Source organism: Monashia sp. HAY1-5C, assembly GCF_056755255.1.
In genome coordinates, this window is the sequence record NZ_JBPGXG010000036.1 from 1 (window position 1) to 14,764 (window position 14,764).

The 14,764-nt window shown below is 72.8% G+C and carries 10 protein-coding genes; 9 read left to right on the forward strand and 1 reads right to left on the reverse strand.

Features of this window, described 5'->3' with window-relative positions; translation table 11 throughout:
• The 5 genes from ACR9ZK_RS07800 to ACR9ZK_RS07820 all read left to right on the forward strand — a co-directional run.
• Window positions 1-554, forward strand: a 554-nt coding sequence (locus tag ACR9ZK_RS07800) for a DUF421 domain-containing protein (protein WP_481341325.1), incomplete at its 5' end; no start/stop codon positions are given.
• Between the two features lie 71 nt (window positions 555-625).
• Window positions 626-3,973, forward strand: coding sequence for a bifunctional lysylphosphatidylglycerol synthetase/lysine--tRNA ligase LysX (gene lysX / locus ACR9ZK_RS07805; RefSeq protein ID WP_481341326.1), 3,348 nt, complete (start codon window positions 626-628; stop codon window positions 3,971-3,973).
• Entirely contained in the window at window positions 3,964-5,076 is a 1,113-nt protein-coding gene (locus ACR9ZK_RS07810; RefSeq protein ID WP_481341327.1) for an alpha/beta hydrolase, read from the forward strand. The genes lysX and ACR9ZK_RS07810 overlap by 10 nt, the downstream gene beginning before the upstream one ends.
• Window positions 5,069-6,049 carry an SGNH/GDSL hydrolase family protein gene (locus ACR9ZK_RS07815; RefSeq protein ID WP_481341328.1) on the forward strand — a complete coding sequence of 327 codons (981 nt, stop codon included), beginning with the start codon at window positions 5,069-5,071 and terminating at the stop codon, window positions 6,047-6,049. The genes ACR9ZK_RS07810 and ACR9ZK_RS07815 overlap by 8 nt, the downstream gene beginning before the upstream one ends.
• 75 nt (window positions 6,050-6,124) lie before the next feature.
• Complete coding sequence (locus tag ACR9ZK_RS07820; RefSeq protein ID WP_481341329.1) at window positions 6,125-6,646, forward strand: YbhB/YbcL family Raf kinase inhibitor-like protein; 522 nt, start codon at window positions 6,125-6,127, stop codon at window positions 6,644-6,646.
• 76 nt (window positions 6,647-6,722) lie between these two features.
• Here ACR9ZK_RS07820 and ACR9ZK_RS07825 read toward each other — a convergent pair whose 3' ends face one another.
• Window positions 6,723-7,460, reverse strand: a complete 738-nt coding sequence (locus tag ACR9ZK_RS07825; RefSeq protein ID WP_481341330.1) for a helix-turn-helix transcriptional regulator — start codon at window positions 7,458-7,460, stop codon at window positions 6,723-6,725.
• Window positions 7,461-7,837: 377 nt separating this feature from the next.
• Here ACR9ZK_RS07825 and ACR9ZK_RS07830 point away from each other — a divergent pair, with 377 nt between their 5' ends.
• The 4 genes from ACR9ZK_RS07830 to narI are packed head-to-tail and all read left to right on the forward strand — an operon-like array spanning window position 7,838 to window position 14,719.
• Window positions 7,838-11,566 carry a nitrate reductase subunit alpha gene (locus ACR9ZK_RS07830; protein ID WP_481341331.1) on the forward strand — a complete coding sequence of 1,243 codons (3,729 nt, stop codon included), beginning with the start codon at window positions 7,838-7,840 and terminating at the stop codon, window positions 11,564-11,566.
• On the forward strand, window positions 11,566-13,257 hold the full coding sequence (narH, locus tag ACR9ZK_RS07835) for a nitrate reductase subunit beta (protein ID WP_481341332.1): 1,692 nt from the start codon (window positions 11,566-11,568) through the stop codon (window positions 13,255-13,257). Before ACR9ZK_RS07830 ends, narH begins: the two co-directional genes overlap by 1 nt.
• A complete protein-coding gene (narJ, locus tag ACR9ZK_RS07840; protein WP_481341333.1) occupies window positions 13,254-13,973 on the forward strand; it encodes a nitrate reductase molybdenum cofactor assembly chaperone in 720 nt (239 codons plus the stop codon). The genes narH and narJ overlap by 4 nt, the downstream gene beginning before the upstream one ends.
• Window positions 13,970-14,719: a respiratory nitrate reductase subunit gamma gene (narI, locus tag ACR9ZK_RS07845; protein ID WP_481341334.1), complete on the forward strand. Its 750-nt coding sequence runs from the start codon at window positions 13,970-13,972 to the stop codon at window positions 14,717-14,719. The genes narJ and narI overlap by 4 nt, the downstream gene beginning before the upstream one ends.
• Window positions 14,720-14,764 lie beyond the last annotated feature (45 nt).

Below are 14,764 nucleotides of genomic sequence, written 5' to 3' on the forward strand. Positions count from 1 at the left end.
TCCGTCGTCGGCAGCGTCAGATGTGTATAAGAGACAGCCTCCCGCCCACCCGACACGCGCCGAGAGGAGCCACCGTGGAGATCGTCGCCCGCGCGCTCGTCGTCTTCGTCTTCCTCTGGCTGGTCACGCGGTCGGTCGGCCGGTCGACGCTCGGTGAGCTCAGCACCTTCGAGCTCGTCCTCTACGTCACCATGGGCGACCTCGTGCAGCAGGGCGTGACGCAGCAGGACTACTCCGTCACGGGTGCGATCCTCGCGGTCAGCACCTTCGCGCTGCTCACGGTCGGCCTGTCGTGGACCCAGTGGCGCTTCCCCCGGGTCCGCCCCCTCGTGACCGGGCGCCCCGTGCTCGTCTTCGCCGACGGCTCCCCCGTGGAGGACGCGATGCGCCGCCAGCGCCTGTCCCTTCCCGACCTGCTCGTGGCGGCCCGCGAGCAGGGCATCCGCTCGACCGCCGACATCGAGTACGCCGTGCTCGAGGCCGACGGCCGCCTGTCGTTCTTCACCCGCGACCCGTCGCAGTCCGGCGCCCCGGACAAGCCGCCGCAGGCCTGACCGGGCGGGGTCACTCCGTCCACAGGAGACGTGCAGCGAGCGTCCAGCGCACCGGTCCATCGTCTAGGGCCATGGCCACTCGCCGACCGGTCGACCCGGGATCACCCCGCGCGGCCCGCGTTCTCACCGGCACCTACGCCCTCGCCACCGTCGTGGCTCTGCTGCTCGTCCTGTCCCATCCGCACCGCCCCGGCCCGACCCCGACGGAGGTGGTCTTCGGCCTGCTCAACGTGCCGGTCGCGCCCAGCGTCCTGTCCGTCGTCGTGCTGGCGATCGTGACCCGGGCCCTCCTCGGTCGCAAGCGGATCGGGCTGCTGCTCGTCGCCGCGTTCCAGGCGCTCGGGGTGCTCATCGGGCTCGTCGCCGTGCTGCCGCCCGCGCGCCGCCCGTACCTGTGGATGTGGCAGACCCGGGGCGACCTCGGCCGGTTCGTCGACGCCGCCGGCATGGTCGTCGCGCTCGCCGCGGGGTGGTGGCTGTGGCGGCTCCGCGGCCAGTTCACCGGGCGCCTCCAGCGCGGGTCGGGCTGGCTCGCGGCGGTCGCCCTCGTGGCGGGGTCCGTCACGACCCTCGGCGTCGCGTGGGGGCTGCTCGGCGCGGTGGGCGTGCCCCGGTCGCAGGCCGAGGCGCTCGTCGGCACGGTGTTCGCGGTGCTCGGCGGGGTCTCGCCGCGGCCGGGCGGTTTCGTGCCCCCCTGGGTCGTCGACACCGTCGCCCTCTGCGCCGGCGCGACGATCGTCGTGGCCGTCACCCTCTTCCTCGCCTCGGCCCGGCCGGTCAACCGCTGGTCGCCCGAGCGTGAGGTCTCGCTGCGGCGCCTCCTCGCCCGCCACGGCGGCCACGACTCGCTCGGCTACTTCGCCACCCGGCGGGACAAGGCGTCGGTCTTCGACGCCGAGGGCCGCGCGGCCGTGACGTACGCCGTCGCCGCGGGTGTGTCCCTCGCCTCGGCCGACCCGGTCGGCCCGCGCGAGGCCTGGCTGCCCGCCATCGACGCGTGGCGTGCCGAGGCCCGCGAGTACGGCTGGCTGCCGGCGGTCCTCGCGGCGAGCGAGGAGGGTGCCCGAGCCTATGCGTCGCGGGGGATGCGGGTCGTCGCCCTCGGCGACGAGGCGGTCCTCGAGCCAGGTCGCGTCGACGTCGACGGCGCCCGACTGACACGCGCGCGGCAGGCGGCCGCCCGGGCCCGTCGCGCCGGCGTGACGATCCGCATCCGGCGCCAGGCCGACCTCGCCCCGGACGAGCTGGACCGCACCGCGGCGTCGGCGCGGCAGTGGCGCTCCGGCGACACCGAGCGCGGCTTCTCGATGGCCCTGGGCCGCACCGGCGACCCCGCCGACGGCCGCGTCGTGCACGTCCAGGCGGCGGACGCCGACGGCACGCCGGTCGGTCTGCTGACCTTCGTGCCGTGGGGCCGCGCCGGCATCTCCCTCGACCTCATGCGCCGCTCGCCTGACGCCCCGAACGGCACGACCGAGCTCATGGTCACCGAGCTGCTCACGCGCGCCGACGAGCTCGGCATCGCGAGGGTCTCGCTCAACTTCTGCATGTTCCGCGGTGTCTTCGCCGGCTCCGCCCGCCTCGGGTCGAGCACGCTGACCCGCCTCAACGCGTCGGTGCTCGGGCTCTTCGACCGGTTCTGGCAGCTCGAGCGGCTCTACCGCGCCACCGACAAGTACGACCCCGAGTGGACCCCGCGCTTCCTCTGCTACGACGACGGCCTCTCCCTTCCCCAGGTCGTCATCGCCGCGGCCGCGCTCGAGGGCTTCGTGCCCTGGCCGGCCCGGCACCGCTCGACGAGCGGGTTGCTCGATGCCGAGCACCTCGCCGAGGTGGCCGTGCTCGAGGCGGCGGGGCCGGCCCTGGACCCCACCCGGCTCGGGCCCCGGCGCAGCGAGGAGTCGCGGCACCGCCTCGCGACGCTCGACCGGCTCCGGGCGGCGGGCGAGGACCCCTACCCGGTCGGCGGCGGCCCGGTCACCCCCCTCGCCCTCGTCCCCGGTGTGCGCTGCGGCTCGTGGACGGACGGCGAACCCGTCCAGGTCGTGGCCCGCGTCCGTGAGCTGCGCGACCACGGCGCCGTCGTCTTCGTCACCCTCGAGGACGCCGGGGCGCGCGTGCAGGCCCTCCTCGAGACGTCCCGGACCGGGCGGCGCTCCCTCGGCCGGTTCACGGCCGCCGTCGACACCGGGGACCTCGTGCGCCTGGCCGGTCGGACGGGGCGCTCCCGCACCGGCACGCCGAGCCTGCTCGTGAACGACTGGCGCCTGGAGGCCAAGGCGCTGCACCCGGTGCCGTGGCGCGGCCTCGACGACCCCGAGGCTCGCGTGCGACGTCGGTCGACCGACCTGCTCGTGCACCCCGCCCAGGTCGAGCTGCTGCGGCGCCGCTCGACCGTGGTGGCGACGCTGCGCCGGACCCTGGCCGAGCGCGGCTTCCTCGAGGTCGAGACGCCGATGCTGCACGTGACGCACGGCGGCGCCTCCGCTCGCCCCTTCCGGACCCACATCAACGCCTACGGCATCGACCTGGCCCTGCGCATCGCTCCCGAGCTGCACCTCAAGCGGCTCCTCGTCGGCGGCCTCGGCCCGGTGTTCGAGCTGGGCCGCAGCTTTCGCAACGAGGGAGCCGACGCCACCCACAACCCGGAGTTCACCTCGCTCGAGGTGTACGAGCCGCACGCTGACTACGTGGACATGCGCCTCCTGGCGGAGAACCTCGTGCGCGAGGCCGCCGTCGCCGTGCACGGCCGACCCGTCATCCCCCTGCCGCCGCCGGGGCGGGTCCGCGACGGCCTCGACGGCGTCGAGCTCGTCGAGATCGGTGCGTCCTTCCCCGTCGTGCCCGTGCTCGATGCGGTGAGCCGTGCCGTGGGCCTGCCCGTCGGCCCCGACACCGACCTGGACGTGCTCCTCGACCTCGCCGCCCGGCACGGCATCACCGTCCCCGACGACGCCGGGTGGGGCCACGTCGTCGAGGAGCTCTACGGCCGGCTCGTCGAGCCCGTCACGGTCCTGCCGACCTTCTACACCGACTTCCCCGTCGAGACCTCGCCGCTGGTGCACCCGCACCGCACCGAGCGCGGGCTCGTCGAGCGGTGGGACCTCGTCGTCGCGGGCATGGAGGTGGGCACTGCGTACAGCGAGCTGACCGACCCCGTCGAGCAGCGCCGACGCCTCACCGAGCAGTCGCTCAAGGCCGCCGCGGGCGACCCGGAGGCCATGGAGGTCGACGAGGACTTCCTCCACGCCCTCGAGCTCGGCATGCCGCCCACGGGCGGTCTCGGCATCGGCGTCGACCGGCTCGTCATGCTCCTGACGAACACCCCGATCCGCTCGATCCTCACCTTCCCCTTCGTGCGCCCCGAGCCGGGGGGCCGGCGGAGCACGGAGAAGAGGGAGAGCCTGACGTGGAGCTGACCGACCCCGGCGTCATCGTCGTCCTCGTCCTCGTGGCCCTCACCCTGTTCGCCCTCGTCGTCGTCGGCTGGCCCCGCTGGGGCGGACGCGTCGCGCACGGAGCCGTCCGCGGCGTCCAGGTGGTGCTGCTCAACGTCGTCGTCGTCGCCCTGGCCGGTGCCGCCCTCAACGACCAGTACCTCTTCTACTCCAGCTGGTCCGACCTGCTCGGGTCCCGCTCGACCGAGGTGCAGCTGCACCACGGCGGCGGCGCCCGGGAGGTGGTCGAGGCGAAGGTCGTCGGGCCGGGGCTCGCCCGGGCCACGGGGCCCACGAGCTACCGTCTGCCGCAACCGGGTTCGCGGCTGCAGACCTATGTGGTCACCGATCCGCGGACCGGCATGTCCGGACAGGTGCTCGTGTACCTGCCGGCCGGCTACGACCCCGCCTCGAGCCGCACGTACCCGGTCATCGAGGGCCTCCACGGGTTCCCCGGCAGCCCCCAGTCGTTCTCCCGGCTGGACTTCCTCACCACCGCCGACGCCCTCGTCGCGCAGCACCGGCTCGCGCCCTCGCTCGTCGTCATCCCGCGCATCGACACCCCCGCCAGCCTCGACACCGAGTGCGTCAACGGCGCGCGTGGCCTGCCGCAGACCGACACGTGGCTGGCCCGCGACCTGCCCGCCTGGGTCGTCACCCACCTGCACGCGCGTCGCGACCGCACGTCCTGGGCCGTCATGGGCTACTCGTACGGCGGCTGGTGCGCCGCGTCGCTGTCGATGCGTCACCCGGACGTCTTCGGGGCCGCCATCGTCCTGCAGGGCTACTTCCGCCCGGACTTCTCGGCGAGCTACGACCCGCTGACGCCGCGCGGCACCGAGGCCTACGACCTCGTCCGCCTCGCCCGCACGAGCCCCCCGCCGGTCGCCCTCTGGGTGCTGACCTCGCGCCAGGACCCGCTGTCCTACCCGTCGACGTCGAAGTTCCTCAGCGTCGCCAAACCGCCGCTCGACGTGGCGGCCACCGTCCTGGCCTCGGGCGGGCACCGCGACACCGTGTGGGAGCCGTACGTCGGTCGGGCCATGGCCTGGCTCGGCCAGACCCTGCCGGGGTTCCGTGGGTGACCCCGTAGGGCACCGTCCCGCGGCGAGGCGGAGCGGGCGCAGGACCGCGCCCGGTCGGCCGCACCGGCACCTCGGCGTCCGGGCCCACCACGTCGCCATCGGTCTCGTCGTCGCGGCGTGCGCCGTGGCGCTCGTCGCCGTGGCCCTCGCGGCCGGCGTGGGCCCCGGCACGCTCGAGGACGCCGTCGGTGGTGCCGGCCGTCCCGCAGGCGTCCCCACCGGCGCCGACCCGTCCGCGCCGCCGACCTCCGGTGCGACGTCGACCTCGCCCGCCCCCCTCGTCGTCGTCGCGCTCGGCGACTCGGTGCCGTCGGCGACGACGTGCGGCTGCGCGGGCTACGTCGAGCAGCTCGGCGCCCGGCTCGGGTCCGCCACGGGCCGGACTCCGGTGATCCACAACGACGCCGTCGGCGGGTGGACCACCGAGGACGTCGAGCACGACCTCGACTCCGCGTCGACCCACCGCGACATCGTCGGCGCCGACCTCGTCGTCGTCGAGGTGGGCGCCAACGACTTCGACCTCGACCGCGTGGACGACCCGACCTGCCTGCCGGCGGCGACGTCGCCGTGCTGGACCGACACGCTCCACGGGCTGCACGACGGCCTGACGCGGATCGTCGACGGCGTCAAGGCCGCCGACCCGAACCCGGACCTCCGCGTCGCGGTCGTCGGCTACTGGAACGTGACCGTCGACGGTGCCGTCGGGCGCGCGCAGGGCGGCGCCTTCGTCCTCGGCAGCGACGCCCTGACGAAGGTCGTCAACAGCACCGTCCAGCAGGTGGCCACCGCGACGGGCGCCGTCTACGTGGACGCCTACACGCCCCTCAAGGGCGAGGCCGGCGACCGCGACCCGACGAGCGACCTGCTCGACGACGGCGACCACCCCAACGCCAGTGGCCACACCCTGCTCATGGCGGCGGTCTACGACGCCCTCGAGGACGCCGGCGCCGTCGGCCGCTGGGCGTCGGGCTGAGGCCGGTCTAGGGTCGGGACCGGGGGCCGGATCCCGGTCACCGGCACCGTCCGCACCCGATCGAAGGAGCACCGCATGAGCCTCGACCGCCCGGTCGCACCGAACCCGTACGAGCTGCTGCCGGCCGTCGCGTCGTTCACCGTGACGAGCACCGACGTCACCGACGGCGAGCCGCTGGCCGACGCCCAGGTGGCCTCCGGCGGCAACACCTCCCCGCAGCTGTCGTGGAGCGGGGCACCCGAGGGCACGCAGAGCTACGTCGTCACCTGCTTCGACCCGGACGCCCCCACGCCGTCGGGCTACTGGCACTGGGTCCTCGTCGACCTCCCGGCCGACGTCACGTCGCTCGACACCGGCGCTGCCTCGGGCCCGCTGCCGGGCGGCGCGTTCCACGTGCGCAACGACGCCGGCCAGGCCACCTTCATGGGTGCGGCACCGCCCCAGGGCGACCAGCCGCACCGCTACTTCTTCGTCGTGCACGCCGTGTCCGAGCCGACGCTCGGCGTCGACGACTCGGCGACGCCCGCAGTCGTCTCGTTCAACCTCGCGTTCAAGACGCTGGGCCGCGCGATCCTCCACGGCACCTACCAGTACTGACCGACGCGCCACGCCGGTCGTCGCCGGTGGCCGGTCGCGCCTCGTCCCGGGTCTCGTCTCAGTCCGGGGTCGCGCCTCAGGCCGGGGCGTCGGGGCGGGACGAGCGCCGCGTCGCCACCGCGTCACTGGTCAACCGCGCGATGCACGACCGGTTCGTCACGAACGGGACGAGCTCGACGACGGCATCGGCCTCACCCACGGCGGCGAGCGTGCCCCGCACCAGCCCGCGGTGGATGCCGCAGACGACCTCGGAGTGGTTGCGGGCCATGGCCATGAACGGGCAGTCGTGCAGGGTGAGCTCGACCGTCCGGCCGTGGTCGCTCGTGCGCAGGTCCGGCTCGTACCCCCATTCGTCGAGCAGGTCGACCGCGAGGCCGACCTTGCCGAGCCAGGCACCGGGGGTCGTCGCCACCGGCAGCGGCCGGTCGTCGGTGGCGGTGCGTTCGGCGACCCACCGCGCACCGGCCTCCTCGGGGCCGATCGGCACGCCGTCCTGGGACTGCGCCCATGCCGAGGTCAGCAGCTCGGTGAAGGACGCGAGGGCCTCGTGCCCCGTCAGGCCCGGCGCGGGCGGCTCGGCGAGCGCGTAGAGCTTGCGCGGCCGGCCGACGCCGGCACGGCGCAGGACGGACACGAGCACCCCCGCGTCGAGGAGCCGTTCGAGGTGGAACCGCGCGGTGGTGACATGGATGCCGAGAGCGTCGCCGACCTCGGCGGCGGTGAGCACGGACACCGTCTCGCGCGGGTCGGCCGGGGGTCGGGACAGCAGCTCGAGGACGGCGCGCCGGGTCTCGACCCGGCCGGGGTCGCCCACCGGGGAAGGTGCAGCGACAAGGTCAGCGACGGGTGCAGCGACGGGTGCAGCGACGGGTGCAGCGACGGGTGCAGGGACGGGGATCGACATCGGACTCCTTCTTCGGCCGATTTGGAGGATATCGAGGAGTCGTGGCCGCGTCCGACGAATGTCCGAGAACGCGTTGCACACGCCCGGATTTCCCCCCGCCACAGCATGGACGCCGCTACGGTGAGGCCCAAGGGGCCTCCCTCCCGGCCGGCGACGGCGCCTGGGTTTTGCAGGAGGCCGTCGCTCCGTTTTGGAGGATTCATGCAGCTCGCATCCCACCCGGCTCCCCGACGCGAGGACGCCCCGGCGCACCGGCCGGTGCTCCGACACCGACGAGAGGCGCGGTCGTGAACGCGGCTCGACCCACGCCGGAGCTCGACGGCCCGGTGTCCGCGGCCCTGCTGAGGGCGGGCCGGTTCTTCACGAGGTGGGACGAGTCCGCTGACGGGCGGGCCGTGTTCCGCGAGGGGGGTCGCGCCGGCGACGTCTTCTACCGCGACCGGTGGAGCCACGACAAGGTCGTGCGCTCGACGCACGGGGTCAACTGCACCGGCTCCTGCTCGTGGAAGGTCTACGTCAAGGACGGGATCATCACGTGGGAGACGCAGCAGACCGACTATCCGTCCGTCGGGCCCGACCGGCCCGAGTACGAGCCGCGCGGCTGTCCTCGCGGCGCAGCCTTCTCCTGGTACACCTACTCGCCGACCCGGGTCCGGTACCCGTACGTGCGCGGAGTCCTGCTCGAGATGTACCGCGAGGCCAAGGCGCGGCTCGGTGACCCGGTCGCCGCCTGGCACGAGGTCACGACCGACCCGGACAAGCGGCGCCGGTACCAGACCGCCCGCGGCAAGGGCGGGCTCGTACGCGCCTCGTGGGGCGAGGCCGTCGAGATCGCGGCCGCCGCCCACGTGCACACCATCAAGGAGTACGGACCCGACCGCGTCGCCGGCTTCTCGCCCATCCCCGCGATGTCGATGGTGTCGCACTGCGTGGGCACCCGGTTCATCCAGCTGCTCGGCGGCGTCATGACGAGCTTCTACGACTGGTACGCCGACCTGCCCGTCGCCAGCCCGCAGGTCTTCGGCGACCAGACCGACGTGCCGGAGTCGGGCGACTGGTGGGACTCGACCTACCTCATGATGTGGGGCTCGAACGTCCCGGTCACCCGGACGCCCGACGCGCACTGGATGGCCGAGGTGCGCTACCGCGGGACGAAGGTCGTCAGCGTCAGCCCCGACTACGCGGACAACACGAAGTTCGCCGACGAGTGGATGCCGGCCCAGGCCGGGACCGATGCCGCGCTCGCGATGGCCATGGGCCACGTGCTGCTCAAGGAGTTCTTCGTCGACCGCGAGGTGCCGTTCTTCCGCGACTACGTGCGCACGTACACCGACCTGCCGTTCCTCGTCCGGCTCGAGCCCGCGGGCAGCGACCAGCCGGCCGGCGCCATGGTGCCCGGTACGTTCCTCGTCGCGTCCGACCTCGGGGGTGCCGACGCGCCGGCGCCCGAGAGTGCCTGGAAGACGGTCCTGCTCGACGAGGCCACCGGCCGGCCCGTCGTACCGAACGGCTCGATGGGGTTCCGGTACGCCGACTCCGGCAAGGGCCGCTGGAACCTCGACCTCGACGGCGTCTCCCCGGCCCTGTCGATGGCCGGTGCCGACGCCACGGCCGTCGAGGTGCTGCTGCCGGCCTTCGTCGAGCCCGACGGCACCGGCTCGGTGCTGCGACGCGGCGTGCCGGCCCGGCGCGTCGGCGACCACCTCGTCACGACCGTCTACGACCTCATGCTGGCCCAGTACGGGGTCGGCCGTGAGGGCCTGCCCGGTGAGTGGGCCGGCGGCTACGACGACGTCTCGACGCCGTACACGCCGGCGTGGCAGGCCGAGGTCACGGCGGTTCCCGCCGAGCAGTGCATCCGCATCGCACGCGAGTTCGCCACGAATGCCGAGCAGTCCCGGGGCCGGTCGATGATCATCATGGGCGCCGGCATCTGCCAGTGGTTCCACGGCGACGCCACCTACCGCGCCATCCTGTCGCTCCTGCTGCTCACCGGCTGCATGGGCCGCAACGGCGGCGGCTGGGCGCACTACGTCGGCCAGGAGAAGTGCCGGCCCATCACCGGCTGGATCTCCCTGGCCAACGCGCTCGACTGGTCACGCCCGCCGCGCACCATGATCGGCACGGCGTACTGGTACATGCACACCGACCAGTGGCGCAACGACGGCTACTCGGCCGACTCGCTCGCCTCGCCGCTCGCTCGAGGGCACCTCGCCGGCAAGCACACCGCCGACACCATCGCCGAGTCGGCGCGCCTGGGATGGATGCCGTTCTACCCGCAGTTCGGCACCAACCCGCTGCGGGTGGCGGAGGACGCCGAGGCCGCGGTGGCTGCCGGAACCGCCGAGAGCCCGGCGGCCTACGTGGCGACGGCGCTGCACGAGGGCACGCTGAGGGCCTCGATCGAGGACGTCGACGCGCCGGAGAACTGGCCCCGCACCCTCGTCCTCTGGCGCTCCAACCTCATGGGCAGCTCGGCCAAGGGCAACGAGTACTTCCTCAAGCACCTGCTCGGTACCCACTCGAACGTCATGCGCGGCGAGAACCCCGGCACGCCGCGGCCGGCCGACGTGGCATGGCACGACGAGGCACCGCAGGGCAAGCTCGACCTGCTCCTGTCGGCCGACTTCCGGATGACGTCGACGACGCTCCTGTCCGACGTCGTCCTGCCGGCCGCGACGTGGTACGAGAAGCACGACCTCAGCTCGACCGACATGCACCCGTTCGTCCACGCCTTCACGCCGGCCATCGACCCGCCCTGGGAGGCCAAGAGCGACTTCGACCTGTTCCACCTTCTGGCACAGCGGTTCTCGGACCTGGCCAAGACCCACCTCGGCACGGTCAAGGACCTCGTCAGCGTCCCCCTGCAGCACGACACCCCGGGCGAGACGGCCCAGCCCGGCGGCCGCGTCGTCGACTGGCGCACGACCGGGGCGCCGGGCACACCGGGTCGCACGATGCCGGTCTTCCAGGTGGTCGAGCGCGACTACACCGCCATCGCCGACAAGCTCGCGACGGTCGGCCCGCTCGCCGACTCCCTCGGCTTCACCGTCAAGAACGTGACGTACCGCGTCGAGGAGGAGGTCGTCCGTCTCGCGCGGACGAACGGCGTCATGCTCGGTGGGGCCGGCGACGGCCGCCCCGCCATCGACACCGACGCCAAGCTCGCCGAGGCCATCCTGAGCTTCTCCGGGACGACCAACGGCCACCTGGCCGTGCAGGGTTTCAGGACCCTCGAGGAGCGTGTCGGCAAGAAGCTCGTCGACCTCGCCGAGGGCTCGGAGGAGAAGCGGATCACCTTCGCCGACACGCAGGTCCAGCCGGTGCCGGTGATCACCTCACCGGAGTGGTCCGGCTCCGAGACCGGTGGCCGGCGGTACGCGCCGTTCACCGTCAACATCGAGCGGCTCAAGCCGTTCCACACGCTGACCGGCCGGATGCACTTCTACCTCGACCACGAGTGGATGCAGGAGGTCGGGGAGGCACTGCCCACCTACCGTCCACCGCTCGACATGCACCGCCTCTTCGGCGAGCCGAGGCTCGGACCGGACGGCGCCAAGCAGGTGACGGTGCGCTACCTCACGCCGCACAGCAAGTGGTCGATCCACTCCGAGTACCAGGACAACCTGCTCATGCTCTCGCTCTCACGGGGCGGGCCCACGGTGTGGATGAGTCCCCAGGACGCCGCGTCGATCGACGTCGAGGACAACGACTGGGTGGAGTGCACGAACGCCAACGGGGTCCTCGTCGCACGCGCCATCGTCAGCCACCGGATGCCCGAGGGCGTCGTGTACGTCTACCACGCGCAGGAGCGCACCATCGACGTGCCGAAGTCCGAGGCCACCGGCCGCCGCGGCGGCATCCACAACTCGGTCACCCGGCTGCTCGTCAAGCCGACCCACCTCATCGGCGGCTACGCGCAGCTGTCGTACACCTTCAACTACCTCGGCCCGACCGGGAACCAGCGCGACATGGTCTCGACGGTCCGCAAGCGCTCGCAGGAGGTGACGTACTGATGCGCGTCATGGCCCAGATGGGCATGGTGATGAACCTCGACAAGTGCATCGGCTGCCACACGTGCTCGGTCACGTGCAAGCAGGCGTGGACCAACCGCGCCGGCACCGAGTACGTGTGGTTCAACAACGTCGAGACGCGGCCCGGCCAGGGCTACCCGCGTCGTTACGAGGACCAGGAGACGTGGCGCGGCGGATGGACCCTCACACACCGGGGAAGCCTGAAGCTCAAGGCGGGCGGACGCGTCCAGAAGCTGCTCGGCATCTTCGCCAGCCCGGTCCAGCCCGAGCTCGCGGACTACTACGAGCCGTGGACCTACGACTACCAGACGCTCGTCGAGGCACCCCTCGGCGACGACTTCCCGGTGGCGCGCCCGAAGTCGCTCATCACCGGCGAGAACACGAAGATCACGTGGTCGGCGAACTGGGACGACAACCTCGGCGGCACGAGCCAGCTCGGCCACCTCGACCCCGTCGTGGAGAAGGTCCGGCGGCAGTCCGAGGACACCGTCCGGTTCGAGCTCGAGAAGACCTTCATGTTCTACCTGCCGCGCATCTGCGAGCACTGCCTCAACCCGTCGTGCATGGCCTCCTGCCCGTCCGGCGCGATCTACAAGCGCGCGGAGGACGGCATCGTCCTGGTCGACCAGGACCGCTGCCGCGGCTGGCGCCAGTGCATCACCGGCTGCCCGTACAAGAAGATCTACTTCAACCACAAGAGCGGCAAGGCCGAGAAGTGCACCTTCTGCTACCCGCGCATCGAGGTCGGACTGCCGACCGTGTGCTCGGAGACGTGCGTGGGGCGGCTGCGCTACCTCGGTCTGTTCCTCTACGACGCCGACCGCGTCACCGAGGCCGCGTCGACGCCCGACGAGGGTGACCTCTACCAGGCCCAGCTCGACCTGCTCCTCGACCCGGCGGACCCCGAGGTCATCGCCGCGGCCCGGCGCGACGGCATCCCGGACGACTGGATGGAGGCGGCGCGGCGCAGCCCGGTGTACGCGCTCGCCAAGACGTACCGCGTCGCGCTGCCGCTGCACCCGGAGTACCGCACCATGCCGATGGTCTGGTACGTGCCGCCGCTGTCGCCGGTCGTCGACGTGCTGGCCTCGCAGGGCCACGACGCCGAGTCGCGCGACGTCCTCTTCGGGGCGATCGAGGCCCTGCGGATCCCCGTCGAGTACCTCGCCGAGCTCTTCACGGCCGGGCGCACCGACGTCGTCACCGGCGTCCTGCGAAAGCTCGCCGCGATGCGCGCCTACATGCGCGACGTGTCCCTGGGCCGCGACGGCGACCCGTCGATCCCGGAGTCGGTCGGCATGAGCGAGGAGTCGCTGTACGAGATGTACCGGCTCATGGCGATCGCCAAGTACGCCGACCGCTACGTCATCCCCACCGCGCACGTCGAGCGGGCGCACGAGCTCGAGGAGATCGCCTGCTCCCTCGACTACGACGGCGGCCCGGGCATGTACGACTCCGGCCCGTTCGGCGAGGCGAGTGGCCGGCCCGCGCCGGTGGCCGTCGAGACGTTCGCCGCGCTGAGGCAGCGCCAGACGACCGACTCCCCCACCTCCTCCGAGGAGCTCCGCGGGCGGGTCAACCTGCTCAACTGGGACGGCAACGGCACCCCACCGGGTCTCTTCCCCGACAACCCGCCGGAGGCTCGGCCCAACCCGCCGGAGGCCCGGCCGTGATCGGCCGCCGCTCCGTGACCAGCCGTCAGGCGCGTGCGTCCCGCCGGGGCCGGGGCGACCGGGTCGTGCACCTCGTCGCCGCACGATGCCTCGACTACCCGAGTGAGGACCTTCTCGCCGCTCTGCCGATGCTCGCCGACGCCCTTGCGGAGCAACGGGACTCGCGTGCCGCGGGCCACCTCGAACCGCTCCTGGCACACCTCGGGGCGACGCCCCTCGACGCGCTCCAGCGGGCCTACGTCGACACCTTCGACCTCAGCCGCAAGCATGCCCTCTACCTGTCCTACTGGACCGACGGCGACACGCGTCGACGTGGGGAGGTGCTCGGACGCTTCAAGGCCGCCTACCGCGCGAGCGGCTTCGTCGTCGACACCCACGGCGAGCTGCCCGACTTCCTGCCGATGGTCCTCGAGTTCGCGGCCGTCGCCGACCCGGAGGCGGGGCGCGCGATCCTCGAGGAGTATCGGCCCAGCCTCGAGCTGCTGCGGATCGCGCTGCAGGAGAAGGGGTCCCACTACGCCGCGGCGGCCGTCGCCGTCTGCGCGACGCTGCCCGGCGAGTCACCACGCGACCGGGCCGCCGTCATGGCGATGGCCGGCCTCGGTGGGCCGCCCCCCGTCGAGACCGTGGGCCTCGACCCCTACGACCCGCGCCTGCTGCCCCTGCGCGACGTCTCGTCCACCGCCCAGCCCGAGCCAACCGGAGCCCGACGATGAGCACCTTCCTCTGGGGCGTCCTGCCCTACCTCTGCATCGCCAGCCTCGTCGGCGGCACGGTCTGGCGCTACCGCTACGACAAGTTCGGCTGGACGACCCGTTCGTCCCAGCTCTACGAGTCGCGGCTGCTGCGGATCGGGTCTCCGCTGTTCCACTTCGGCATCCTGCTCGTCTTCATCGGCCACGTCGGCGGGCTCGTCGTGCCACAGGCGTGGACCGAGGCGCTCGGCGTGAGCGAGGGCCTGTACCACTTCAACGCCCTGCTCTTCGGCGGCCTCGCGGGCGTCTGCACCCTCGTCGGCATCCTCATCCTCGTGTACCGGCGGCGGCGCACCGGGCCGGTCTTCATGGCGACGACGAAGAACGACAAGCTCATGTACGTCCTGCTCGTCGCGGCGATCGTCCTCGGTCTCTGGACGACGCTCGTCAGCGTGGGCGCGGGCAGCGAGGCGCACAACTACCGGGAGTCGGTGTCGCCGTGGTTCCGGTCCGTGTTCCTCCTGCGTCCTGACGTCGCAGCGATGGAGGAGGCGCCGATCCAGTTCCACGTCCACGCGATCGTCGGGATGCTCCTGTTCGCCCTGTGGCCCTTCACCCGGCTCGTGCACGCGTTCACCGCGCCGCTGCACTACCTCTTCCGTCCCTACATCGTGTACCGGTCCCGGGACCGGGCGGCGACGGGCGCGCGCTCGGCCCGCCCCGGCTGGAGCAGCGTCGGCACGACCGACCGCGACCGCCGGCCGTGACCGGCACCTCGCCGTCCTCTGACCGGCACCTGACCGGCACCCGAC

Bases quoted from the DNA above. Each gene is read 5' to 3' on its own strand.
- lysX (WP_481341326.1), top strand. From the start codon at position 626: ATGGCCACTCGCCGACCGGTCGACCCGGGATCACCCCGCGCGGCCCGC.
- ACR9ZK_RS07820 (WP_481341329.1), top strand. From the start codon at position 6,125: ATGAGCCTCGACCGCCCGGTCGCACCGAACCCGTACGAGCTGCTGCCG.
- narH (WP_481341332.1), top strand. From the start codon at position 11,566: ATGCGCGTCATGGCCCAGATGGGCATGGTGATGAACCTCGACAAGTGC.
- narI (WP_481341334.1), top strand. From the start codon at position 13,970: ATGAGCACCTTCCTCTGGGGCGTCCTGCCCTACCTCTGCATCGCCAGC.